Source organism: Delftia sp. SD018, from assembly GCF_017355445.1.
Classification (GTDB): domain Bacteria; phylum Pseudomonadota; class Gammaproteobacteria; order Burkholderiales; family Burkholderiaceae_C; genus Comamonas; species Comamonas acidovorans.
Genome location: NZ_JADDRN010000048.1, coordinates 1 through 23,048, shown reverse-complemented (window position 1 = coordinate 23,048; position 23,048 = coordinate 1). Strand labels below are relative to the sequence as shown.

Genomic DNA, 23,048 nt, shown 5'->3' with positions numbered 1-23,048 from the left:
GCAGAGGCGGCAGTTTCGGGGGCGGCGGCGCCTCGGGGAGTTGGTGAGATGGCGGCTGCAATCACAGGCTTTGTTCAGCGTCTGCTCCGGCTGCTGCGCCACCATTGGGCCGAAGGGCAGTTGCGCCGTGCACTCCCACCTGAAAGCCTGGCGGAGCTGGAGCGCCTGATCACCATGAGCGAGCAGCGCCATACAGGCCAGATTCGCATCTGCGTCGAACCCGGACTGCCGCCCAGCTACCTGTGGCGCGACGCCACGCCGCGCGAGCGCGCCATCACGCTGTTCGGCAAGCTGCGCGTCTGGGATACCGAACACAACAACGGTGCCCTGATCTATCTGCTGCTGGCCGACCACGCCATCGAAATCGTCGCCGACCGCGCCCTGGCGCGCACCCTGCCGGCGGAACAATGGCAAACGCTGATCAGCGACATGGGTGCCGCCTTTCAGGGCGGCCATTACGCCATGGGCATGACAGCAGCCCTGGAGCGCGTGAGCCTGCTGCTTGAAACCAACTTTCCGCGTGACCCGCTCCAGCCTGTGCACGATGGCAGCGACAATCTTCCCGATGCTGTCGTGATACAGCACCACTGAAAGGCAGGCAGGCTGCGCAGGCCGGGCCGAGCCACCCCCTTCATCAAGCTATCGCGGGCACGGAGGCTGTGATAGCGTCACGCCATTTCATCAAGGAGCATCCACACCATGAAGAACACCCTGGCCCGCCTGGGCCTGCTGGCCACCGTGCTGACCCTGAGCGCCTGCGCAAGCCCCATCCTCGACGACTCGCAGGAATATGACTATGTGCTCAGCTGCAAGCTGCGCGAAGACGACCCCAAGCGCTGCGAGCAACAGATCCGTGCCCTGTGCCCCGTGCCCGCCAAGGCCGTGACGCACAAGTCACGCACGGTGGACCCCAAGGACAATGCCGTGACCTACGTGTACCAGGCCCGCTGCGGCGACTGAGACGCCTGCGCACCATGAAAAAAGCCGCCCGAGGGCGGCTTTTTTGCGGCTGGTCCCGGGAGGGCTCAGCGCTTTTGGCGGAACTTGCGCAAGGCCGCGATCTGAGCGGCCATGACGGCCAGCTCGGACTGGGCACGCGCCAGATCGACTTCGCTCTTGGCGTTCTTCAGTGCTTCCTCGGCTTCGAGCTTGGCCTTCTCGGCCTTCTCGGCGTCCAGGTCAGCACCGCGGATGGCGGTGTCGGACAGCACGGTCACACAGTTGGGCTGCACTTCCAGGATGCCGCCGGCCACGAAGACGAACTCTTCGCTGCCGTCCGCCATCTCGATACGCACCGAGCCGGGCTTGATGCGCGTGATCAGCGGAGTGTGGCGGGGAAAAATGCCCAGTTCGCCGGATTCACCGGGCAGGGCGACAAAGCGCGCTTCACCGGAGAAGATGGACTCTTCGGCACTGACCACATCAACGTGGATGGTGTTCATCTTTGCTCCTCAGAAAAGGTGGGACTGGAACTTGGAACCGGCAGGGCCCAGATCGGGGACACCGAGCAAGGGCCACCCCGCAGCGAGGGTGTCGTCCCCCTCCCCCGCGAAGCGGGTAGAGAGGGGGAAGCGACGCAGTCGCTCAGGGGGTGCCGCAGGCTCAAGCCGCCAGTTTCTTGGCCTTCTCGAAGGCTTCGTCGATGGTGCCAACCATGTAGAAGGCCTGCTCGGGCAGGTGATCGCACTCGCCAGCGCAGATCATCTTGAAACCACGGATGGTTTCAGCCAGCGACACGTACTTGCCGGGAGCGCCAGTGAACACTTCGGCCACGTGGAAAGGCTGCGACAGGAAACGCTGGATCTTGCGGGCGCGGGCCACGGTCAGCTTGTCTTCAGGAGCCAGCTCGTCCATGCCCAGAATGGCGATGATGTCGCGCAGTTCCTTGTAGCGCTGCAGCGTGCCCTGCACTTCACGGGCCACCTTGTAGTGCTCTTCACCCACGACTTGGGGGTCCAGCTGGCGGCTGGTGGAGTCCAGCGGATCGACGGCGGGGTAGATACCCAGCGAAGCGATGTCACGCGACAGCACCACGGTCGAGTCCAAGTGGGCGAACGTCGTGGCAGGCGAGGGGTCGGTCAAGTCATCGGCAGGCACGTAAACGGCCTGGATGGAAGTGATCGAACCGACCTTGGTCGAGGTGATGCGCTCTTGCAGGCGGCCCATTTCCTCGGCCAGCGTGGGCTGGTAGCCCACGGCGGAAGGCATGCGCCCCAGCAGAGCGGACACTTCGGTACCGGCCAGCGTGTAGCGGTAGATGTTGTCCACGAAGAACAGCACGTCCTTGCCTTCGTCACGGAAGGCTTCGGCCATGGTCAGGCCGGTCAGCGCCACGCGCAGACGGTTGCCCGGGGGTTCGTTCATCTGGCCGTAGACCATGGCCACCTTGGAGTCGTTCAGCGACTCCTGGTTGACCACGCCGGCGTCCGACATTTCGTGATAGAAGTCATTGCCTTCGCGGGTACGTTCACCCACACCGGCGAACACCGACAGACCACCGTGGCCCTTGGCGATGTTGTTGATGAGTTCCATCATGTTCACGGTCTTGCCCACACCGGCGCCACCGAACAGACCCACCTTGCCGCCCTTGGCGAAGGGCGAGATCAGGTCGATCACCTTGATGCCGGTTTCCAGCAGTTCCTGCGAAGGCGACAGCTCGTCATAAGCCGGTGCCTTGCGGTGGATGGGAGCCGTCAGCGCCTGATCCACGGGACCGCGTTCGTCGATGGGGTTGCCCAGCACGTCCATGATGCGACCCAGCGTCGCCTTGCCCACGGGCACGGTGATGGGGTTGCCGGTGTTGGACACCATCAGGCCGCGACGCAGACCGTCGGACGAACCCAGGGCGATGGTACGCACAACGCCGTCACCCAGCAGTTGCTGCACTTCCAGCGTCAGGGCCGAGCCGTCGAGCTTCAGGGCATCGAACACCTTGGGCATTGCGTTGCGGGGGAACTCGACGTCCACCACAGCGCCAATACATTGAACAATCTTGCCTTGCACTTGAGCCATTTTTTGCTCCAATTAGTTTGTCTGTTGAGCTGCTTTACACAGCAGCGGCGCCGGCCACGATTTCCGACAGCTCGGTCGTGATCGCTGCCTGGCGCGTCTTGTTGTAGACCAGCTTCAACTCGCCAATGACGCTGCCTGCGTTGTCGGTAGCGGCCTTCATGGCCACCATGCGCGCCGATTGCTCGGACGCCATGTTTTCCGCGACAGCTTGGTAGACCAGGGACTCTGCGTAGCGCACGAGCAGCTCGTCGATCACGGACTGCGCGTCGGGTTCGTAGATGTAGTCCCAGCTATGGCCAGACGTCTTCTCGGCCTGCATGCTCTCGGACGACAGGGGCAGCAACTGCTCCACCACCGATTCCTGCTTCATGGTGTTGATGAACTTGGTGTAGCTCAGGTACACCGCGCTCAGCTTGCCCGCTGCATATGCATCGAGCAGCACCTTCACAGGGCCGATCAGCTTTTCCAGATGGGGCGTATCGCCCAGACCCGTCGCGTGCGAAACCACCTTGGCGCCGACACGGTTCAGAAAGCCCAGACCCTTGTTGCCAATGGCCACTGCTTCTGCCGACACGCCTTGATCCTGCAGCTCCCGCAGCTTGGCCGTGACAGCACGCAACACGTTGGTGTTCATGCCGCCGCACAACCCCTTGTCCGTCGTCACCACGATGACGCCGGCTGTCTTTGCATCACCGTTCACTTGCATGAACGGGTGCACGTACTCGGGGTTGGCTTGGCCAAGATGGACTGCAATGTTGCGGATCTTTTCGCTGTACGGGCGTGCAGCCAGCATCCGTTCCTGCGCCTTGCGCATCTTGGATGCGGCCACCATTTCCATGGCTTTGGTGATCTTCTTGGTGTTTTCCACCGATTTGATCTTGCCGCGAATTTCCTTACCTGCTGCCATGATGGCTCCTCGTCCGGTTTAAGCGAACGACTTCTTGAACGCAGCGATGGCGGCGTTCAATTCGGCTTCGGAATCCTTGTCCATGGCCTTGGAAGCGTTCAGCTTGTCGATCAGGGCGCCGTGGCTGGTCTTCAGGAACTGGTGCAGACCAGACTCGAAAGCCAGCACTTGCTTGACCTGGATGTCGTCCATGTAGCCCTTGTTCACTGCGAACAGCGAAGCGCCCATCAAAGCGGTGGACAGGGGGCTGTACTGGGCCTGCTTGAGCAGTTCGGTCACGCGGGCACCGCGGTCCAGCTGCTTGCGGGTGGCTTCGTCCAGGTCGGAGGCGAACTGCGCGAAGGCAGCCAGCTCACGGTATTGCGCCAGGTCGGTACGGATACCGCCGGACTGGCCCTTGACCAGCTTGGTCTGTGCAGCACCACCGACGCGCGACACCGAGATACCGGCGTTGATGGCGGGGCGGATACCGGCGTTGAACAGGCTGGTTTCCAGGAAGATCTGGCCGTCCGTGATCGAGATCACGTTCGTGGGCACGAAGGCCGACACGTCACCGGCCTGGGTTTCGATGATGGGCAGTGCCGTCAGCGAACCCGTCTTGCCCTTGACTTCACCCTTGGTGAAGGCTTCGACGTAGTCGGCATTCACGCGGGCTGCACGTTCGAGCAGGCGGCTGTGGAGATAGAACACGTCGCCGGGGAAGGCTTCGCGGCCCGGGGGGCGGCGCAGCAGCAGCGAAACCTGGCGGTAGGCCACGGCTTGCTTGGACAGGTCGTCATAGACGATCAGGGCGTCTTCGCCGCGGTCGCGGAAGTACTCGCCCATCGTGCAGCCGGAGTAGGCCGACACGTACTGCATGGCAGCGGATTCGGAAGCGGTGGCAGCCACGACGATGGTGTATTCCATCGCGCCGGCCTGCTCCAGGGCACGCACCACGTTCTTGATCGAGGAAGCCTTCTGGCCGATCGCAACGTAGATGCAGGTAACGCCCTGACCCTTCTGGTTGATGATGGCGTCGATGGCCACGGCGGTCTTGCCGGTCTGGCGGTCGCCGATGATCAGTTCGCGCTGGCCACGGCCGACGGGCACCATCGAGTCGATGGACTTGATGCCGGTCTGCAGGGGCTGGTCCACGGACTGGCGTGCGATCACGCCGGGAGCGACCTTCTCGATCACGTCCGTCATCTTGGCGTTGATCGGGCCCTTGCCGTCAATCGGCTGACCCAGGGCGTTGACCACGCGGCCGATGAGTTCGGGGCCGACGGGCACTTCCAGAATGCGGCCCGTGCACTTGACGGTGTCGCCTTCGGAGATGTGCTCGTACTCGCCCAGAATCACGGCGCCGACGGAGTCGCGCTCGAGGTTCAGCGCCAGGCCGAAGGAGGGCTGGCCATCCTTGCCTGCGGGGAATTCCAGCATTTCGCCTTGCATCACGTCCGACAGGCCGTGCACGCGCACGATACCGTCGGTCACCGAAACCACGGTGCCTTCGTTACGGATGTCGCTGCTGCCAGCCAGACCCTCGATGCGGCTCTTGATCAGTTCAGAAATTTCTGCGGGATTGAGTTGCATGACTCTTTCCTTCTTTAGCTTTGGTTAGCCGAGACCTCAGTCGCGTTGTTACGCAATGAGGGCCGCTTTCATTTGTTCCAGGCGGGCCTTGACGGACGTGTCAAGAACTTCATCACCCACCACGACGCGGATGCCACCGATCAGGGACTGATCTTGCTGCACCGACAGGTTCAGCTTTCGGCCGAAACGCTTCTCCAGCGAAGTCCCGAGGGCAGCCAGAGCGGCAGCATCTATGGGAAAAGCGCTTTGAACCACGGCGTCGGACGAGCCACCGGCGCGGTTCACGAGGCTGCGAAACTGGGCCGCCACTTCTGGCAGGGCTTGCAGTCGGCCGTTTTCAATGATGACGCGCAGAAAGTTGCGAGCGGCATCAGGCAATGCCGAGCCGGCCACGCCGCTGATGACGTCGAACAGTTGTTCGTCGGTCACCTTGGGGTCGTCGGCCAGCTGGCGCAATTGCGGATTGGCGGCAATCGCCGCCAATTCCTCCGCCCAGGCAACAGTGCCGGACAGGTCAGCACCCTGCTGGGTGCTGGCCTTGAACAGGGCATCTGCGTAAGGACGGGCAATGGTGGCGAGTTCTGCCATGTTTGCTCTTCCTTACAGCTCGGTCTTCAGGCGGTTCAGCAGGTCGGCATGGACGCCGGCATCCACTTCCTTGCGCAGGATCTGCTCGGCGCCCTTGACGGCCAGCGCAGCCACTTGCTCGCGCAGGGCTTCACGGGCCTGGACTGTCTGCTGCTCGGCCTCGGCGCGGGCAGCAGCAACAATCTTGTTGCCTTCTTCGGAGGCACGGGCCTTGGCTTCTTCGATGATGGCCTGGGCACGGCGTTCGGCGTCCGCAAGCCGCGATGCCGTTTCGTTGCGCGTCTGGGCCAGTTCCTGCTCGACGCGCTTGTTGGCGGCGGCCAGGTCAGTCTTGGCCTTGTCGGCAGCAGCGAGGCCATCGGCGATTTTCAGAGCTCGTTCATCCAGCGCCTTCGCGATCGGGGGCCACACGAACTTCATCGTGAACAGCACCAGGATCAGGAAAACGATGGCCTGGACGAACAGGGTCGCGTTGATACTCACGGCAACACCTTTCTATCTAGGGCGTTGATCGGAGCTTAGGCCAGGACGAAGGGGTTGGCGAAAGCGAACAGCAGAGCGATAGCAACACCGATCAGGAAGGCAGCGTCGATCAGACCGGCCAAGATGAACATCTTGGTTTGCAGTTCGTTGATCAGCTCAGGCTGACGTGCCGACGATTCCAGGAACTTGCCACCCATCAGGGCGATACCGATCGAAGCGCCGATAGCGCCCAGACCAACGATCAGACCACAAGCCAGAGCGACGAGACCGAGAATGTTTTCCATGATGACTCCTGAGATTAAAGAAAGAGAAAGGTTGAGAGGGAAAGGAAATGGTCAGTGGGCTTCATGTGCCTGGCCGAGATAGATCAGCGTCAGCATCATGAAAATGAAGGCCTGCAGGGTGATGATCAGAATGTGGAAGATCGCCCAGATAGAGCCTGCAATGATGTGCCCCAAGGGGAGCAACACACCGGAAAGCGACATGGCAGCCGCACCGCCCATCAGAGCGATCAGACAGAACACCAACTCACCAGCGTACATGTTGCCGAACAGTCGCATGCCATGCGAAACCGTCTTGGCGACATATTCAATGATCTGCATGGCCAGGTTGATAACACCCAGGATCAGTGCAAACACGGGATTCTTGCTGGTGCCGAACGGAGCGGTCACCAGTTCGTGGGCCCAGCCGCCCATGCCCTTGATCTTGATGCTGTAGAAGAAGCACAGGATCAGCACGGCCGAGGACAGGCCCAGCGTGGTCGAGAGGTCAGCCGTGGGAACGACACGCAGGTAGGCGTGCGAGTCACCCTGGACGCCCTGCCACAGTACCGGCAGCAGGTCCACGGGCAGCATGTCCATGGCGTTCATCATGAAGATCCAGACGAACACGGTCAGTGCCAGCGGGGCGATGAACTTGCGGCTTTGCGCGTTGTGGATGTTGGCCTTGGCCTGGTTGTCCACCATCTCGACCAGCAGCTCTACAGCCGCCTGGAAGCGACCCGGAACGCCCGATGTGGCCTTGCGCGCGGCAAGCCACAGCACGAACAGGCTCAGCACGCCCAGCGTGGCGCTGACGACGATCGAGTCCAGGTTGATGACCGAAAAGTCGATGATCGACTTTTGCTTGATGTTCTGGAGGTGCTGCAGGTGGTGAACGATGTATTCACTTGCAGTAGGTGCGTGCGCGTCTGCGGCCATCGGTCAACTTCTCTTCAAATATCAATCGGTTTTTCGGACATTGGCCCGCACTATCAGCGCGACCCAATACGTTTTCATGACGATCACCAAGCCCGCCAGCAGCGCCAGCCAACTCAGCCCCGGGACCAGCTTGGGTGCAGCCGCCAGCATGGCAATGCACAGCACCAGCTTCACCAGTTCCCAGCCAAAAATTCCCACCATGGCGGCTGCAGCGCCGCCAGGCCTCTTGCGCACGACGGCGCGCGCAAACAGCGCAGCCGGCAGCACCACCGACAAGGCGCCATAGGCAGCCGACCATCCGACCTCGGCGCGCCCCGTCACCAGCCACGCGACCAGTGCTACCAGCACGCCAACCACCGCCTGGACCACCACGAAGCGCCACACAGACATCTGCGGGTTTCGCGTGCGCCACTCCTGAGCCTCCTCGGAGGTCAGGGGCTTGAAGTCGGAATCCTCGCCCTCAAGTTCCCTGTCAGCGTCTGTGTCAGCGGCGTAGTTTTTCATTGAGTTCTCGAAGGCCGCAGACCAGACAAGACTTTTTCACAAAGCCTCTGATTATAAGTAAAAACCCCTGCCGAACGATAGGGGTTGTTACGGGCATGCCCAAAACGGCGGCGGCAGCCTGGCTGTGTGGCAGCAGGCCAACAACGCCAGCCTCGCACCGCAGGCAGCTTGTTTGTTGTGTGTGGAGTTTTCGTGACCGGCGGCGCGGCAGCCCCAGGCTGCGACATGGCCGCGAACGATAGCGCACAATCGCCTCCAACGCCAAGCGATTAACCTTGATTCACCTATGACCGACGCCCCCACCCCCTCCTCCGCACCAGCAGCCGCGCCGGGCGCGGACCCGCGCAAGGACTCGTTGATCGAGTATCCGTCGCAGTTTCCCATCAAAGTCATGGGCATCAAGGCCGAGCATCTGGTGCATGAAATCACCCAGATCGCCGAGCGCTTCGACCCCGCCTTTGACCCCGGCACCATCGAGTTGCGCCCCAGCAGCAGCGGCAAATACCTGGGTGTCACCGTCACGGTGACGGCCACCAGCCGCGAGCAGCTCGACGACCTGTACCGGGCGTTCACCTCGCACCCGCTTGTGAAAGTGGTGCTTTGAGCGCCCCAGCCGCCGAGCTTGCGCAGACTCTGGACTTGCGCCTGCTGGGCCGCACCGACTACGAAGCCACGGTGCAGGCCATGCAGGCATTCACGAGCGGCCGCGATGCCGGCACGCGCGACGAGCTCTGGATCTGCGAGCACGCCCCGCATTTCACGCAAGGCCTTGCCGGGAAAAGTGACCACTTGCTGAGCCCCGGCAACATTCCCGTGGTCGCAACCAACCGCGGCGGGCAGGTCACCTACCACGGCCCGGGCCAGGTGGTCGCCTATCCGTTGCTGGATCTGCAGCGCCTGGGCTACTTCGTCAAGGAATACGTGTTCCGCATCGAAGATGCGGTCATCCGCACGCTGGAGCATTTCGGCATCACCGGCCACCGCGTGGAAGGTGCCCCCGGCATCTACGTGCGCCTCGACGACCCTCGCAGCCATGCCATGCTGCCCCAGCGCCCGCAACTGCGCGCACCCGGCTCACCCGCGCCCCAGCCCGATTTTTCGGGGCTGGGCAAGATTGCAGCCCTGGGCATCAAGGTCAGCCGGCATTGCACCTATCACGGCGTTGCCCTGAATGCCGCCATGGACCTGGAACCCTACGAACGGATCAACCCTTGCGGCTATGCAGGACTGCAAACGGTGGACCTTTCTACAATCGGCGTTCAGACAACCTGGGACGAAGCCGCGCGCGTGCTGGGACGACAGTTGCAGCGCCGCCTAGCCCCCTGAATCCAGAACCATGACCACCAACACCGTCGTGCGCGAAGCGCAGTCCCAAGCCGAGTACAACCCGCTGGCCAAGCAGAAGGCGGCAGCGAAGCTTTCGCGCATCCCGATCAAGGTCGAGCATGGCGAGGCCCTCAAGAAGCCCGAGTGGATCCGCGTCAAGGCGGGCAGCCCCACCACGCGCTTCTACGAGATCAAGGACATCCTGCGCGCCAACAAGCTGCACACGGTCTGCGAGGAAGCCTCCTGCCCCAACATCGGCGAATGTTTCGGCAAGGGCACGGCCACCTTCATGATCATGGGCGACAAGTGCACGCGCCGCTGCCCGTTCTGCGACGTGGGCCACGGCCGCCCCGACCCGCTGGACACCAACGAGCCGCTCAATCTTGCCAAGACGATTGCCGAGTTGCGCCTGAAGTACGTGGTGATCACCAGCGTGGACCGCGACGACCTGCGCGACGGCGGCTCGGGCCATTTCGTGGAGTGCATCAAGAACATCCGCGAGCTCTCGCCGCTGACCCAGATCGAGATCCTGGTGCCCGACTTCCGTGGCCGCGACGACCGTGCGCTGGAAATCCTCAAGGCCGCACCTCCCGATGTGATGAACCACAACCTGGAGACCGCACCGCGCCTGTACAAGGAAGCGCGTCCCGGCTCGGACTACCAGTTCTCGCTGAACCTGCTCAAGAAGTTCAAGGCCTTGCACCCCAAGGTTCCGACCAAGAGCGGCATCATGGTGGGCCTGGGCGAGACCGACGAGGAAATCCTGCAGGTGATGCGCGACATGCGCGCCCATGACATCGACATGCTGACCATCGGCCAGTACCTGGCGCCCAGCAACAGCCACCTGCCAGTGCGCCGATACGTGCACCCCAACACCTTCAAGATGTTCGAGGAAGAAGCCTACAAGATGGGTTTCACGCACGCCGCCGTGGGCGCCATGGTGCGCTCGAGCTACCACGCGGATCAGCAGGCACACGCCGCAGGCGTTTGAGCTCGCCGCACCCAGGCGGCCCTCAATGCCCAGCCCTCGCCAGCCCTGCTGCCGAGGGCTTTTTCATGGCCGCATGACGACACATCAAGACGCGCAGGCAACAAAAAAGCAGAGCCGCTGACGCATGCTCTGCTTGAATTGGAGGCGATGTTGCCTCTTCTGGCATCGTAGAAAAAAAGCCTGGCTAACCGGCAGACCGCTGGCTGGCAAACCGACTTGCTGCAGGCTGAACAGGCCTGGCGAGTCGCCCCACGATGAAACTGAAAAAGGCTTGCAGCTCGAATTCCCCACCAGAGAGTTTCTTACTGCATTGGGGCAGATCATAGCATCGAATGAGAATCAATCGCAACTAAAGCTGCAAATCTTTTTTTCTGCGCATCCTCGCCTGCATGAATTCATGGTCCCAGCAGCGCTGCGGGACTGTCCGAGCGGAGGACTTCCTGCGCCCAGGCAGTCAGCTTGCGTGTGTCGGCGCGCAAAATTTCCTGCTTTACGACCAGGATCTGCGCCGGATGCATGGAAAAGCTGCGCAGACCCAGGCCGAGCAGCAGGCGCGTCATGCCCACATCCCCGGCGGTCTCCCCGCAGACACAGACGCTCTTGCCCTGCGCCCTTCCTTCGGCGATCACGTCCGCCACCAGCTTGAGCACGGCGGGATGCAAGGGGTCATAGAGATGGGCTACGGTCTCGTCGGCGCGGTCGATGGCCAGCGTGTACTGGATGAGGTCGTTGGTGCCGATCGACAGGAAGTCGAAGTAACGCAAAAAAGTGCGCACGATCAGCGCGGCCGCAGGCACTTCGATCATGGCGCCCAGCTTGACCGGGCCATGGGCCACGCCTCGCGCGTCGAGTTCGCTTTGCGCCAGCCGCACCTGGGCCAGGGTCTGCTCGATCTCGCTTTGGTGGGCCAGCATGGGAAACAGCAGATGGATCTGCCCATGCGCCGCCGCACGCAGGATGGCGCGCAACTGCGTGCGGAACATGGCCGGGTCAGCCAGGCTCCAGCGGATGGCGCGCAGACCCAGCGCGGGGTTCAGGTAGTAATCCTTGGGCTGTGCCTTGTCCAGCGGCTTGTCGGCGCCCACGTCCAGCGTGCGAATGGTCACGGGCATGCCCTGCATGCCGTCCACGGCCTCGCGGTAGGCGCGGTACTGCTCCTCCTCACCGGGCAGGTTGCCGCCGCGCCCCATGAACAGGAATTCCGTGCGGAACAGCCCCACGCCCACGGCGCCTGCATGCACGGCCGCAGGCCCGTCGCCGGGCTGCTCGATATTGGCCAGCAACTCGATGCGCTCTCCGTCCAGCGTCAGCGCGGGCGTGTGGCGCAGGCGTGAGAGGCGCTCGCGCTCCAGCTCGTTCTGGCGCTGGCGAAAGCCATATTCGGCCAGGATGATGGGAGAAGGATCGACGATGACGACGCCTGCGTTGCCATCGATGATGATCCAGTCGTCTTGGCGGATCAGCTGGCTGGCCGCGCGCGCGCCGACCACGGCCGGGATGTCCATGCTGCGCGCCACGATGGCCGTGTGCGAGGTCCGCCCGCCCACGGCCGTGATGAAGCCGGCAAACAGCCGGCTCTTGAACTGCAGCATGTCCACCGGCGACAGGTCCTGCGCCACCAGGACCAGGGGCACATCGGTGACTTCGTCGAGCAGCAGCGGCTGCTGCGGCGCGCCCTCCCCCGTTGCATCGGCTCGCGGCAGCGCGGCAGGCGCGGGCACGGGGCTGGCCATGCCCTTCATGTAGCGCAGGATGCGCTCGACCACCTGCTCCAGGTCGGCCTTGCGCTCGCGCAGATACTCGTCCTCCATCTCGTCGAACTGGCGCGAGACGACCTCGAGCTGCGTGGTCAGCGCCCATTCGGCGTTGTAGAGACGATCGGAAATCCAGTGCTTGATGGCGGCGGCCAGGGCCTCGTCCTGCAACAGCAGCAGGTGGACGTCGAGCAGGGCATCGAGCTCGCCCGGCGCATCCTGGGGCATTTCATCCTGCAGACGGCGCAGCTCGTCGATGACGGCGTTGCGTGCGCTGCGGGCGCGGTCGATTTCCGCGTCCACCTGGTCGGGCCGGATGAAGTAGTGCACCACCTCCATGCGGCTGGAGGCCACCACCACCGCGCGTCCTATCGCAATGCCCCGTGAAACGGCCAGTCCGTGGATTGCAAACGTCATTGCGCCTGTCCTTTGCCTGCTGCTGCGCAGGCCCCGGGCCGTCGCAATGCGGCATCGTCCGGGCCCGGCGCGTGTTGCTCTTTTGCGCTCACCGTCTGCCAGCGCAGCGGAGGCCCATCACTGGCCTTCGCCAAATTTGTCGTTGATCAGGGCCGTCAGCGCATCCATGGCTTCCTGCTCCTGCGGTCCTTCGGTTTCCAGCAGCACCTCGGAGCCCATGCCGGCAGCCAGCATCATCACGCCCATGATGCTCTTGGCATTGATGCGCCGCTCGCCCTTGCTCATCCAGACTTCGCAGGGAAAGCTGCCTGCAAGCTTGGTGAGCTTGGCGGAGGCGCGGGCATGCAGGCCCAGTTTATTGCTGATGGTTATAGGGGTCTTGATCATTGGATGGTCGCGGACTCTGGTTCTGAGGCGTGTTCACGCCCACCTGCATCACCCCATGGCTGCCTCCCGCCAAGGCACGCTCGGCCACGGCTTCCAGCGCCTCGTGGCGATAGCCTATGGAGCGCAGCAGCATGGGCAAGTTCACTCCGGCCACCAGTCGCCCCGCAGGCAGCTGCGCCACAAGGCGCTGCGCCACGTTGCAGGGCGTCGCGCCAAAGAGGTCGGTCAGCACCAGCGTGGGCAGCGCCACCAGGCCGCCATGGTCCTCAAGCAACTGCTCGGCACGCATCAGGGTGGCCTCGGGCGGCTCCTGAGCGGGCACATCCAGGGCAAGGACGTCCTCGGCACTGTCGGCGAACACATGCAAGGCGCATTCGCGCAGTGCATGGGCCAAAGGTGCGTGGGTGAACAAAAGGATGCGCGTGGTCATGAAGTCACAGGGTTCGGAGTCGATTATGGCGTGCGCAGGCGCATGCAGGGCAACCGGCGCGCCTGCACTGCGTTCCATGCCACAGCTGCCTCCCGCATCCGTGGCTCCGAAACCTGTTGCCGTTGCTATTGCAGTTGCAGGCTGGCGAAGAAGTTGTTGGCCTCGTCTGTGCGCGGCTTGTCGCTGTAGATCACGGCATGGTAGAGGCGCGCGCCTGCCGGCTCAATTCGTGCAAACCACACGCCATGGGCGGTGAGCTTCCAGCCCTGGGGCCCCACGCCTTCAAACGTGGTGCGCAGCGACTGCGGCAGATTCAGTGCGCCTGCAGGCAGGAAAGGGCCATCTTCCTTGGAGCGCAGTTGCTTGGCGCCTGCCGGTGCCTGCCCCGGAGCACCCGGGTTCATCTGGCCGAGCACGGCTGCCTGCCAGTACGACAGCATCTCGGCGGCTCTGGACGGCTCGCTGACCAGGAAGTGGGACACCGCGTAGGTCGACGCATCGGCGTCGCATCCCATCATGGACATCTGCACCGTGCCCATGCCCTGGCCCAGCTCCACCGGCCGTGTTGCGGATTGCGGATCGCAGGGCAAGAGCACGCGCAGCGGCGTGCCTTCGACCGCGACCTGCCGCCAATCCAGCCGGGGACTGCAGGCGGCCAGGGGCGCCAACACCAGCATCGCGGCGCCGAGCCGCAGGGCCAGAGCGCGGCCCTTTGCTTTCGAAAAGCTTTCCATCAATGTCATGCCGGCATTATCGGCATGGCCCGACCTGTCCGAGCCCCGAACTTTTGCCCTTGCCGCGCATCGAAAGGCGGTGCACGGCATGCGTGCAGGCCTTCGGGCGCAACTTTGGGCACAATCGTCGCTATGGCAAGCAAACATTGGATCGCAGGCGTGGTGATCGCCGCAGCCGCCGGCATGGGCGCATGGGTGTATTCGGGTGCCGGCCAGACGGCGGCGCCGCAGTCCACCTTCGTGCTGCTGGACGGCAGCAAGCAGACCACGGCCGACCTCAAGGGCAAGGTGACCTTGGTGAACTTCTGGGCCACCAGCTGCACCACCTGCGTGGCCGAGATGCCCGAGATCGTTGCCACCCACCAGAAATTCCAGAGCCAGGGGTTCGAGACCCTGGCCGTGGCCATGAGCTACGACCCGCCCAGCTATGTGGTGAACTTCGCCGATTCGCGCAAGCTGCCTTTCAAGGTCGCGCTGGACAACACCGGCGCCGTGGCCCGGGCCTGGGGTGATGTGCAACTGACTCCCACCACCTACATCGTCAACAAGCGCGGCGAAATCGTGAAGCGCTATGTGGGCGCACCTGACTTCGCTGAGTTGCATCGGCTGATCGAGAAGCTGCTGGCAGAGGCCTGATACAGCGCAGACCAGGGCACAAAAAAACCGGCACCAGGCCGGTTTTTCATTGGTGCATCCTCCGCCCGCCGCTCAACGGCTGCGGAAGCTGTCGTGGCAGGCCTTGCAGCTGGCGGCGGCCGGGCCGAAGGCGGCCTTGAGCTGGTCCAGGTTGCCGGACTTGGCCGCAGCCGCGAGCTTGACCGTCTCGGCCTGCATCTTCTCCGACAGGTCCTGGAACTTGGCCTGCTCCTTCCAGATTTCAGGCTTGGCCTTTCCACCTTCCGTGCCCGCGCCGAACGCGGCCCAAGGCAGCTTGGCCATGAAGGCCACCACCTCGGCGTTTTCCTGGGCCGCCTTGGCATCGAAGGGGATCTTTCCGTTCGCCATGGCGCCCAGGCGCCCGAAATGCTGGCCCAGCACGGCGAGCGCGCCCTGGCGGTACTTGATGGCGTCTTCAGACTTGGCGAACTGTGCGGACGCGGGCAGCGCCGTGGCGGCCACCAGGGCGGCCAGCGCCCATGCAGAAACTTTCTTCATCGTGGTTTTCCTTTGGGAGTGTGGGGAAATCTGCCGGACCAGTATGGCAGCGGCATCTTGCCGGCGCCGCTTTGATTGACCACGGCCAGGGTGCATTCCTGGTGCTCGCAGGAATGCGGGGCGGCACAATGCCCCATCCCCATCCCAGCTTTCATGCCATGGCACAAGAATCGACCGCACAAGGCGCCGCCAAGCACAAGGTCCGCATCTGGGACCTGCCCACCCGGCTGTTTCACTGGCTGCTGGCCGTAACGGTGGTCGGCTTGGTCGTGACGGCCAAGCTGGGCGGCAATGCCATGAACTGGCATCTGCTGCTGGGCCATGCCATGCTGGCCCTGCTGCTGTTCCGCCTGCTTTGGGGCCTGGTGGGCGGCCGCTGGTCGCGATTTGCCAGCTTCATCCACGCGCCCGCCACCGTGCTGCGCCATGTGCGGGGACAAGGAACGGAGAGCGACAGCGCAGGCCACAGCCCGCTGGGCGCCCTGTCCGTGTTTGCCATGCTGGCCGTGCTGATCGCCCAGGTGGGCAGCGGGTTGCTCAGCGACGACGAGATTGCGTTCTCCGGGCCGCTGGGCCGCTTTGTATCGGGCGACACCGTGGCACAGGCCACCGCCTACCACGCGCACTGGGGGCAGTATCTGCTGTACGCGCTGGTGGCCCTGCACCTGTTGGCCATCCTGTTCTATGCCTGGCGCGGACGGGGTCTGGTGCGCGCCATGGTGACGGGAGACAAGCATTTGCCCGAACCCCTGCCCTCTTCACGCGACACGGCAGCCAGCCGCCTGTTGGCCTTGGTCCTGGCGTTGGTGGCGGGGGCCGCCGCATGGTGGGTGCAGCAGCTGGGGGGTGCTTTCTGACGGCGTGGCCAGATGTTGCCAGCTTGCCGCTACACTGCGTTTTCAGTCGTTTTAGCCAAGTGCCCGTGGACAAGCCTGCTGTCGCCTTGCTGGCGCCGAATCCCCTGGAAGACATGGACGAAGTCCGCCAGATCTTCCAGGAGTACGCCGCAAGCCTGGATGTCGATCTGCAATTTCAAGATTTCGAGGCCGAGATCGCCGATCTGCCTGGCGACTACGCATCGCCGCGCGGCCACATCCTGCTGGCCAAGGTCGATGGCGCCGTGGCCGGCTGCTGCGCCTTGCGTCCGCTGGACAACTGCGATTACGCCAACGCCGCCGAGATGAAGCGCCTGTTCGTGCGCAAGGCCTTTCGCGGTTTCGGCCTGGGCCGCCAGCTCGCCGAGGCCATGCTCGATGTGGCGCGCCAGGCCGGCTATGACCATGTGCTGCTGGACACGCTGGACGACATGGAGTCGGCGCGCGCCCTCTACACGGACCTGGGCTTCGAGGAAATCCCGCCCTACTATCACAACCCCATCGCAGGGGCGCATTACCTCAAGGCCGATATCTTCTAGGGCCCGGCGGAGGCAGCCCCCTGAAATACAAAAAGGCATTGCACCTGGGTGCAATGCCTTTTTTCGCAAAAGCGCGGTGCCCAGGCCCGGCAGGCCTGCAGCACGATCAGGATCAGGCCTTGGCCTGGCCCAGCAGGGTGGCAGCGTCGCTGACTTCGAACTTGCCAGGGCCTTCCACATTCAGTGTGGCGACCTTGCCGTCCTTGACCAGCATGGAGTAGCGGTTGCTGCGCAGGCCCAGGCCCTTGCCGTTCAGGTCCAGCGTCAGGCCGGTGGCCTTGGCGAAGGCGGCATCGCCGTCGGCCAGCATGCGCACCTTGCCGTCGGTCTTCTGGTCACGGGCCCACGCGCCCATCACGAAGGCGTCGTTGACCGACAGGCACCAGATCTCGTCCACGCCGGCAGCCTTGAAGGCTTCGGCCTGCTCCACGAAGCCGGGCACATGCTTGGCCGAGCAGGTGGGAGTGAATGCGCCGGGCACGGCGAAGACCGCGATGGTCTTGCCGGCAGCGGCTTCGGGCAGCTTCACGGGGTTGGGGCCGATGCTGCAGCCATTGCCTTCGACTTCCACGTATTCCATCAGGGTGGCAGCGGGCAGGGCATCTCCGACTTTGATCATCTCTATCTCCTTTGTGGTGCAAAACCGGGGGCCGCCGAAATGGTGGTCCCCAAACGAAAAAACGACCCACATTGTGGGTCGTTTCCTGTGGCCTTGCAGCCGGTGGGCCTGTGTAGGCTTACACCAGAGCAGCCTTTTGCACCAAGCGGGTAGCAACCCAGTTCTTGGTCTTGGACAGCGGGCGGCTTTCCGTGATTTCAACCACGTCGCCCAGCTTGTATTCACCTTGCTCGTCGTGAGCGTGGTACTTGCTGGACTTGATCATGATCTTGTCATAGATCGGGTGCTTGACGCGGCGTTCAACCATGACCGTCACGGTCTTGGCACGCTTGTCGCTGACCACCTTGCCAATCAAGGTGCGCTTGAGGGATTTTTTAGCTTCCGTCATGTCGGCTTCCTGATTACTTGGCAGCTTGCTTTTCAGCAAGGATGGTCTTGGCGCGGGCGATGTCACGGCGCGTGGTACGCAGCGTGTTCGTGTTACCCAGCTGTTGCGTAGCCTTTTGCATACGCAGGCCAAAGTGAGCCTTTTGCAGGGACTTCACTTCGGCTTCCAGGCCGGCAACGTCTTTTTGGCGGAGTTCAGCAGCTTTCGTCATGTTGTTCTCCTTAGGCACCAATTTGACGGGACACGAAGGTCGTACGCAGCGGCAGCTTTGCAGCGGCCAGGCGGAACGCTTCACGAGCCAGCTCTTCAGGGACGCCCACGATTTCGTAGAGCACCTTGCCGGGCTGGATTTCGGCCACGTAGTACTCGGGGTTGCCCTTACCGTTACCCATACGCACTTCTGCGGGCTTGGTAGAGATTGGCTTGTCCGGGAACACGCGGATCCAGATACGACCGCCACGCTTGACGTGACGCGAGATCGCGCGGCGAGCCGCTTCGATCTGACGCGCCGTCAGGCGACCACGGTCAGTGGACTTCAGGCCGAAGTCACCGAAAGCAACGGAGTTACCACGCGTTGCGATACCGGTGTTGCGACCCTTTTGCTCCTTGCGGTATTTGCGGCGAGCAGGTTGCAGCATCTTTATTCTCCTTTACCGTCCGCTGCTGTAGCGGGCGCGTCAGTCTTGCGAACGCGCTTAACGGAATCAGCGCCAGCGCCGGCGGGCTTATCGCTGCCGTCAGCAGGTGCTGCGTTAGCGCCTGCGGGGCGGCGGGCACCACGGCCAGCACCGTCACGACGACCATCGCCGCGACCATCACGGCGGGGGCCGCGAGGACGACGTTCTTCTTCGGGGCGGGGGGTCTCGGCTGCCGGCAGGTCGTTACGACCCAGCGTGTCACCCTTGTAGACCCAGACCTTCACACCGATCACACCGTAGGTCGTCTTGGCTTCGGAGAAGCCATAGTCGATGTCGGCGCGCAGTGTGTGAAGTGGCACACGGCCTTCGCGATACCACTCGCAACGTGCAATTTCGATACCGTTCAGACGGCCCGAAGACATGATCTTGATGCCTTGGGCACCCAGACGCATGGCGTTTTGCATTGCACGCTTCATGGCGCGGCGGAACATGATGCGCTTTTCGAGCTGCTGGCAGATCGAATCGGCGATCAGCTTGGCATCGATTTCAGGCTTGCGCACTTCTTCGATGTTCACAGCCACGGGCACGCCCAGACGGGTTGCGAGTTCCTTCTTCAGGTTCTCGATGTCCTCGCCCTTCTTGCCGATCACGACACCAGGACGTGCCGAGAAGATCGTGATGCGGGCGTTCTTTGCAGGACGCTCGATCAGGATGCGCGACACGGCGGCATTCTTCAGCTTGGCCTTCAGGAACTCGCGCACCTTGATGTCTTCGGCCAGCATGCCGGCGAAGTCACGGTTGCTTGCGTACCAACGGCTGGCCCAGTTGCGGCTAACAGCCAGGCGGAAGCCGGTAGGATGGATTTTCTGTCCCATATTCTTCCCAGGCCTTTCAGTTGCCAACCGTCACGTACACGTGGCACGTGGGCTTGCTGATGCGATTGCCGCGGCCCTTTGCACGCGCGGTGAAGCGCTTGAGCGTGGTGCCTTGTTCGACGAAGATGGTCTTGACCTTCAGTTCGTCGATGTCGGCGCCGTCGTTGTGCTCGGCGTTGGCGATGGCGGACTCGAGCACCTTCTTGATGATCACGGCAGCTTTTTTCTGCGTGAACGTCAGGATGTTCAGGGCTTGGTCCACTTTCTTGCCGCGGATCAGGTCCGCGACCAGGCGACCCTTGTCCACAGACAGGCGGACGCCACGGAGAACAGCACGTGTTTCAGACATGTTCTATTCCTTACTTCTTGGCTTTTTTGTCCGCCGGGTGACCCTTGAAGGTACGGGTCAGCGCGAATTCGCCGAGCTTGTGGCCGACCATCTGGTCAGTCACATACACGGGCACGTGCTGCTTGCCGTTGTGCACGGCGATGGTCAGACCGATGAACTCGGGCAGAACCATGGAGCGACGCGACCAGGTCTTGACGGGCTTCTTGTCCTTGGTGGCGACGGCCTTTTCGGCCTTTGCCAGCAAGTGATGGTCAACAAACGGACCCTTTTTAAGAGAACGAGTCATTTGCTACCCTTTACTTCTTGCGACGCGACACAATCATCGACTGCGTGCGCTTGTTGTTACGGGTACGGTAGCCCTTCGTCAGGTTGCCCCATGGGTCAACAGCGTGACGACCTTCACCGGTCTTGCCTTCACCACCACCGTGCGGGTGATCGACAGGGTTCATCACCACGCCGCGAACGGTCGGGCGAATACCCATCCAACGCTTCACACCGGCCTTGCCCAGACGGCGCAGGCTGTGTTCTTCGTTGGCGACTTCACCGATGGTCGCGCGGCATTCGATGTGCACCTTGCGCACTTCGCCGGAACGCATACGCACTTGGGCGTAGATGCCTTCACGGGCCAGCAGCGTAGCCGACGTACCTGCCGAACGGGCGATCTGCGCGCCAGCGCCGATCTTCAGTTCGATGCAGTGGATGGTCGAACCCACGGGGATGTTGCGGATCGGCAGGGTGTTGCCCACGCGGATCGGGGCTTCCGAACCGCTGACGATCGTTGCGCCGACTTCCAGGTTGCGCGGAGCAATGATGTAGCGACGCTCGCCGTCGGCATAGCACACCAGAGCGATGTGGGCCGTACGGTTGGGGTCGTACTCAATGCGCTCGACCTTGGCGGGGATGCCGTCCTTGGTGCGCTTGAAGTCCACCACGCGATAGTGGTGCTTGTGGCCACCGCCCTTGTGACGGGTGGTGATGTGACCGTTGTTGTTACGGCCCGACTTCTGGTGCTGAGGCTCCAGCAGGGGGGCGAAACCTGCACCCTTGTGCAGATGGTCACGCGTGACCTTGACCGTGCCGCGTTGGCCGGGGGTCGTCGGTTTGAGCTTGATAACAGCCATGATTACGCAGCCTCCCCGGACAGGTTCAGCTCTTGACCGGGCTTGAGCATCACGTAGGCCTTGCGAACGTGGTCGCGGCGGCCAGTGGTCTTGCCAAAGCGCTTGGTCTTGCCCTTGATGTTCACCACGGAGACACCAGCAACTTCCACCTTGAACATCAGTTCCACGGCGGCCTTGATTTCATGCTTGGTGGCGCTCTGCAGCACCTTGAACGTCACGGCGTTGGACTTCTCGGCAACCATGGTGGCCTTTTCGGACACGATGGGAGCAACCAACACCTGCATCAGACGACCTTCGTCAAACTTGAGCGTGCTCATTCGAACATCTCCTTGAGTTTGTCGATCGCACCCTTGGTGACGAGCACTTTCTTGTAGTGCACCAGCGACACGGGGTCGGCGTAGCGCGGCTCGACCACGAACACGTTCTTCAGATTGCGGGAAGCCAGGTACAGGTTCTCGTCGACTTCTTCAGCGATCACCATGACCGATTCCAGGTTCATGGCCTTGAACTTGTCGGCCAGCACCTTGGTCTTGGGGCTTTCGAGCTTGAGCGAGTCCACCACGGCCAGACGGCCTTCGCGGGCCAGCTGCGACAGGATGGCAACCATACCGGCGCGGTACATCTTCTTGTTGATCTTCTGCGTGAAGTTTTCTTCAGGCAGATTCGGGAAGATGCGGCCGCCGCCACGCCACAGAGGCGAGGAAGACATACCGGCACGAGCACGGCCGGTGCCCTTTTGCTTGAACGGCTTGGCAGTCGTGTGACGAACCTGCTCGCGGTCCTTCTGAGCGCGAGTGCCCTGACGTGCGTTGGCACGGTAGGCGATCACGATCTGGTGGACGAGGTCTTCGTTGAATTCACGACCGAAAACAGTCTCGGGCGCATCGAACTTGGATGCGGCCTGGCCTTGTTCATTCAGGAGTTCGAGCTGCATTAGTTCGCTCCCTTGGAAGCTTTGGCCTTGATGGCGGGGCGCACCGTCACGAAGCCACCCTTGGAGCCCGGAACAGCGCCCTTGATCAAGAGCAGTTGGCGTGCTTCGTCAATGCGAACCACGTCGAGATTTTGGGTGGTGATGGTTTCATCGCCCATGTGACCGGTCATCTTCTTGCCCGGGAACACGCGACCTGGATCCTGGGCCATCGAGATGGAACCGGGAACATTGTGCGAACGGCTGTTGCCGTGCGAGGCGCGCTGCGAGCGGAAGTTGTGACGCTTGATGGTGCCGGCGAAGCCCTTACCGATGGAAGTGCCTTGCACGTCCACCTTCTGGCCCACCGAGAACAGCTCGGCGACGGGCAGGACAGAGCCTGCGGCGTACTTGCCAGCGGTTTCTTCGGTCACGCGGAATTCACCCATCACTTCACCGGCTTCGACACCTGCCTTGGCGAGGTGGCCGGCTTCTGGCTTGGTCACGCGAGATGCCTTGCGCGAACCGAAAGTGACCTGCAGGGCCACGTAGCCATCGTTCTCTTGGGTTTTGACCTGAGTCACACGGTTGTTGGACACATCCACCACCGTGACGGGCACTGCGTCCCCGTCATCGGTGAACAGACGCATCATGCCCACCTTGCGACCCAGCAACCCGAGGGAGTTGCTCAGACTCATTTGTTTGCTCCAAAACTTTCGCCGCTGAAACTGCAATTGGCCCAGCGTTGCGCTCCCGCCCCAGATGTCCAAGGCCTTGCGCACGAAAGAAGGTTGATAAAACTTCGCTCAAGAAAGGCGAAGCCCCAAATTTTAACGCGAACTGCCTTTTCAAGCAAGTTCGCGTTAAATCAAAGCCCTTCAACGGCCCAGCAAGGGGCCGTGAAGTTCTTATTGCAGCTTGATCTCGACGTCCACGCCTGCGGGCAGGTCCAGCTTCATCAGAGCGTCAACCGTCTTGTCAGTCGGGTCAACGATGTCCATCAGGCGCTGGTGAGTGCGGATTTCGAACTGGTCGCGGCTGGTCTTGTTGACGTGCGGCGAGCGCAGGATGTCGAAACGCTTCATGCGTGTCGGCAGGGGCACGGGACCCTTGACGATCGCGCCGGTGCGCTTGGCAGTGTCAACGATTTCAGCAGCCGACTGGTCGATCAGCTTGTAGTCAAACGCCTTCAGGCGGATGCGGATTTTTTGCTTGGACATTGTGTATTCCTAGTTTTCCAAGAATTACGCAATGATCTTTGCAACCACGCCAGCA

General features: G+C 62.5%; 34 protein-coding genes. 8 read left to right on the top strand and 26 right to left on the bottom strand.

Annotated features, from left to right (window positions below):
- Positions 1-48: 48 nt before the first annotated feature.
- Complete coding sequence (locus tag INR38_RS27505; RefSeq protein ID WP_012202360.1) at positions 49-591, top strand: TPM domain-containing protein; 543 nt, start codon at positions 49-51, stop codon at positions 589-591.
- Positions 592-699: 108 nt separating this feature from the next.
- The gene (locus INR38_RS27500) at positions 700-960 is read left to right on the top strand and encodes a hypothetical protein (protein WP_097204505.1); all 261 of its coding nucleotides are present in this window, start codon (positions 700-702) and stop codon (positions 958-960) included.
- Positions 961-1,025: 65 nt separating this feature from the next.
- Here the strand turns inward: INR38_RS27500 and INR38_RS27495 are convergent, their stop codons facing one another.
- The 9 genes from INR38_RS27495 to INR38_RS27455 all read right to left on the bottom strand — a co-directional run bounded on the left by INR38_RS27495 (position 1,026) and on the right by INR38_RS27455 (position 8,265).
- The gene (locus INR38_RS27495; protein ID WP_012202358.1) at positions 1,026-1,442 is read right to left on the bottom strand and encodes a F0F1 ATP synthase subunit epsilon; all 417 of its coding nucleotides are present in this window, start codon (positions 1,440-1,442) and stop codon (positions 1,026-1,028) included.
- Between the two features lie 160 nt (positions 1,443-1,602).
- Positions 1,603-3,012 (bottom strand): F0F1 ATP synthase subunit beta, encoded by a 1,410-nt coding sequence (gene atpD, locus INR38_RS27490; protein ID WP_012202357.1) that lies wholly within the window; start codon positions 3,010-3,012, stop codon positions 1,603-1,605.
- Between the two features lie 34 nt (positions 3,013-3,046).
- Entirely contained in the window at positions 3,047-3,919 is an 873-nt protein-coding gene (atpG, locus tag INR38_RS27485; protein WP_043824939.1) for a F0F1 ATP synthase subunit gamma, read from the bottom strand.
- A gap of 18 nt (positions 3,920-3,937) precedes the next feature.
- Positions 3,938-5,491, bottom strand: a complete 1,554-nt coding sequence (gene atpA / locus INR38_RS27480; protein WP_012202355.1) for a F0F1 ATP synthase subunit alpha — start codon at positions 5,489-5,491, stop codon at positions 3,938-3,940.
- 48 nt (positions 5,492-5,539) lie between these two features.
- Positions 5,540-6,079, bottom strand: a complete 540-nt coding sequence (locus INR38_RS27475; protein WP_012202354.1) for a F0F1 ATP synthase subunit delta — start codon at positions 6,077-6,079, stop codon at positions 5,540-5,542.
- A 12-nt stretch (positions 6,080-6,091) separates the two neighbouring features.
- The gene (locus INR38_RS27470; protein ID WP_012202353.1) at positions 6,092-6,562 is read right to left on the bottom strand and encodes a F0F1 ATP synthase subunit B; all 471 of its coding nucleotides are present in this window, start codon (positions 6,560-6,562) and stop codon (positions 6,092-6,094) included.
- 35 nt (positions 6,563-6,597) lie between these two features.
- Complete coding sequence (gene atpE / locus INR38_RS27465; protein WP_011803767.1) at positions 6,598-6,846, bottom strand: F0F1 ATP synthase subunit C; 249 nt, start codon at positions 6,844-6,846, stop codon at positions 6,598-6,600.
- 51 nt (positions 6,847-6,897) lie between these two features.
- A complete protein-coding gene (gene atpB / locus INR38_RS27460; RefSeq protein WP_012202352.1) occupies positions 6,898-7,761 on the bottom strand; it encodes a F0F1 ATP synthase subunit A in 864 nt (287 codons plus the stop codon).
- A 21-nt stretch (positions 7,762-7,782) separates the two neighbouring features.
- Positions 7,783-8,265: an ATP synthase subunit I gene (locus INR38_RS27455; RefSeq protein WP_012202351.1), complete on the bottom strand. Its 483-nt coding sequence runs from the start codon at positions 8,263-8,265 to the stop codon at positions 7,783-7,785.
- A gap of 286 nt (positions 8,266-8,551) precedes the next feature.
- On the opposite strand from INR38_RS27455, the gene INR38_RS27450 reads away from it, so the two are divergent.
- The 3 genes from INR38_RS27450 to lipA are packed head-to-tail and all read left to right on the top strand — an operon-like array spanning position 8,552 to position 10,582.
- Positions 8,552-8,869, top strand: coding sequence for a DUF493 family protein (locus INR38_RS27450; RefSeq protein ID WP_207444498.1), 318 nt, complete (start codon positions 8,552-8,554; stop codon positions 8,867-8,869).
- Positions 8,866-9,591: a lipoyl(octanoyl) transferase LipB gene (gene lipB, locus INR38_RS27445; RefSeq protein ID WP_207444499.1), complete on the top strand. Its 726-nt coding sequence runs from the start codon at positions 8,866-8,868 to the stop codon at positions 9,589-9,591. Before INR38_RS27450 ends, lipB begins: the two co-directional genes overlap by 4 nt.
- Positions 9,592-9,601: 10 nt before the next feature.
- Positions 9,602-10,582 carry a lipoyl synthase gene (gene lipA, locus INR38_RS27440; RefSeq protein WP_207444500.1) on the top strand — a complete coding sequence of 327 codons (981 nt, stop codon included), beginning with the start codon at positions 9,602-9,604 and terminating at the stop codon, positions 10,580-10,582.
- A gap of 395 nt (positions 10,583-10,977) precedes the next feature.
- On the opposite strand, the gene ptsP is transcribed toward lipA, so the two are convergent.
- The 4 genes from ptsP to INR38_RS27420 form a co-directional block, all read right to left on the bottom strand.
- Positions 10,978-12,753 (bottom strand): phosphoenolpyruvate--protein phosphotransferase, encoded by a 1,776-nt coding sequence (gene ptsP / locus INR38_RS27435; RefSeq protein WP_012202347.1) that lies wholly within the window; start codon positions 12,751-12,753, stop codon positions 10,978-10,980.
- 117 nt (positions 12,754-12,870) lie between these two features.
- Complete coding sequence (locus INR38_RS27430; protein ID WP_012202346.1) at positions 12,871-13,140, bottom strand: HPr family phosphocarrier protein; 270 nt, start codon at positions 13,138-13,140, stop codon at positions 12,871-12,873.
- Positions 13,109-13,570, bottom strand: coding sequence for a PTS fructose transporter subunit IIA (locus INR38_RS27425; protein ID WP_170962107.1), 462 nt, complete (start codon positions 13,568-13,570; stop codon positions 13,109-13,111). The genes INR38_RS27430 and INR38_RS27425 overlap by 32 nt, the downstream gene beginning before the upstream one ends.
- A 125-nt stretch (positions 13,571-13,695) precedes the next feature.
- Entirely contained in the window at positions 13,696-14,313 is a 618-nt protein-coding gene (locus INR38_RS27420) for a hypothetical protein (protein ID WP_207444501.1), read from the bottom strand.
- Positions 14,314-14,436: 123 nt separating this feature from the next.
- Here INR38_RS27420 and INR38_RS27415 point away from each other — a divergent pair, with 123 nt between their 5' ends.
- Positions 14,437-14,940, top strand: a complete 504-nt coding sequence (locus tag INR38_RS27415) for a TlpA disulfide reductase family protein (RefSeq protein ID WP_097204508.1) — start codon at positions 14,437-14,439, stop codon at positions 14,938-14,940.
- Between the two features lie 72 nt (positions 14,941-15,012).
- Here INR38_RS27415 and INR38_RS27410 read toward each other — a convergent pair whose 3' ends face one another.
- Entirely contained in the window at positions 15,013-15,459 is a 447-nt protein-coding gene (locus INR38_RS27410; RefSeq protein ID WP_065346892.1) for a cytochrome c, read from the bottom strand.
- 158 nt (positions 15,460-15,617) lie between these two features.
- Here INR38_RS27410 and INR38_RS27405 point away from each other — a divergent pair, with 158 nt between their 5' ends.
- Positions 15,618-16,316, top strand: coding sequence for a cytochrome b/b6 domain-containing protein (locus tag INR38_RS27405; RefSeq protein WP_207444502.1), 699 nt, complete (start codon positions 15,618-15,620; stop codon positions 16,314-16,316).
- A 65-nt stretch (positions 16,317-16,381) separates the two neighbouring features.
- Complete coding sequence (locus INR38_RS27400) at positions 16,382-16,873, top strand: GNAT family N-acetyltransferase (RefSeq protein WP_013800251.1); 492 nt, start codon at positions 16,382-16,384, stop codon at positions 16,871-16,873.
- Between the two features lie 112 nt (positions 16,874-16,985).
- On the opposite strand, the gene INR38_RS27395 is transcribed toward INR38_RS27400, so the two are convergent.
- From INR38_RS27395 to rpsJ, 12 genes are all read right to left on the bottom strand, one after another.
- Complete coding sequence (locus tag INR38_RS27395; protein ID WP_013800250.1) at positions 16,986-17,492, bottom strand: peroxiredoxin; 507 nt, start codon at positions 17,490-17,492, stop codon at positions 16,986-16,988.
- A 118-nt stretch (positions 17,493-17,610) separates the two neighbouring features.
- Positions 17,611-17,880 (bottom strand): 30S ribosomal protein S17, encoded by a 270-nt coding sequence (gene rpsQ / locus INR38_RS27390; protein ID WP_012202338.1) that lies wholly within the window; start codon positions 17,878-17,880, stop codon positions 17,611-17,613.
- Positions 17,881-17,893: 13 nt separating this feature from the next.
- Positions 17,894-18,091 (bottom strand): 50S ribosomal protein L29, encoded by a 198-nt coding sequence (gene rpmC / locus INR38_RS27385; RefSeq protein WP_012202337.1) that lies wholly within the window; start codon positions 18,089-18,091, stop codon positions 17,894-17,896.
- 10 nt (positions 18,092-18,101) lie between these two features.
- Positions 18,102-18,518, bottom strand: a complete 417-nt coding sequence (gene rplP / locus INR38_RS27380; RefSeq protein ID WP_012202336.1) for a 50S ribosomal protein L16 — start codon at positions 18,516-18,518, stop codon at positions 18,102-18,104.
- Positions 18,519-18,520: 2 nt separating this feature from the next.
- The gene (gene rpsC, locus INR38_RS27375) at positions 18,521-19,393 is read right to left on the bottom strand and encodes a 30S ribosomal protein S3 (protein WP_012202335.1); all 873 of its coding nucleotides are present in this window, start codon (positions 19,391-19,393) and stop codon (positions 18,521-18,523) included.
- Positions 19,394-19,409: 16 nt separating this feature from the next.
- A complete protein-coding gene (rplV, locus tag INR38_RS27370; RefSeq protein WP_012202334.1) occupies positions 19,410-19,742 on the bottom strand; it encodes a 50S ribosomal protein L22 in 333 nt (110 codons plus the stop codon).
- 10 nt (positions 19,743-19,752) lie between these two features.
- On the bottom strand, positions 19,753-20,028 hold the full coding sequence (gene rpsS / locus INR38_RS27365) for a 30S ribosomal protein S19 (protein WP_012202333.1): 276 nt from the start codon (positions 20,026-20,028) through the stop codon (positions 19,753-19,755).
- Between the two features lie 10 nt (positions 20,029-20,038).
- A complete protein-coding gene (gene rplB / locus INR38_RS27360) occupies positions 20,039-20,863 on the bottom strand; it encodes a 50S ribosomal protein L2 (protein ID WP_012202332.1) in 825 nt (274 codons plus the stop codon).
- Between the two features lie 2 nt (positions 20,864-20,865).
- Positions 20,866-21,180, bottom strand: coding sequence for a 50S ribosomal protein L23 (gene rplW / locus INR38_RS27355; protein WP_012202331.1), 315 nt, complete (start codon positions 21,178-21,180; stop codon positions 20,866-20,868).
- The gene (gene rplD / locus INR38_RS27350; RefSeq protein ID WP_012202330.1) at positions 21,177-21,797 is read right to left on the bottom strand and encodes a 50S ribosomal protein L4; all 621 of its coding nucleotides are present in this window, start codon (positions 21,795-21,797) and stop codon (positions 21,177-21,179) included. The genes rplW and rplD overlap by 4 nt, the downstream gene beginning before the upstream one ends.
- Positions 21,797-22,471 (bottom strand): 50S ribosomal protein L3, encoded by a 675-nt coding sequence (gene rplC / locus INR38_RS27345; protein ID WP_012202329.1) that lies wholly within the window; start codon positions 22,469-22,471, stop codon positions 21,797-21,799. The genes rplD and rplC overlap by 1 nt, the downstream gene beginning before the upstream one ends.
- A 210-nt stretch (positions 22,472-22,681) precedes the next feature.
- Positions 22,682-22,993, bottom strand: a complete 312-nt coding sequence (rpsJ, locus tag INR38_RS27340; RefSeq protein ID WP_003059431.1) for a 30S ribosomal protein S10 — start codon at positions 22,991-22,993, stop codon at positions 22,682-22,684.
- Positions 22,994-23,048 lie beyond the last annotated feature (55 nt).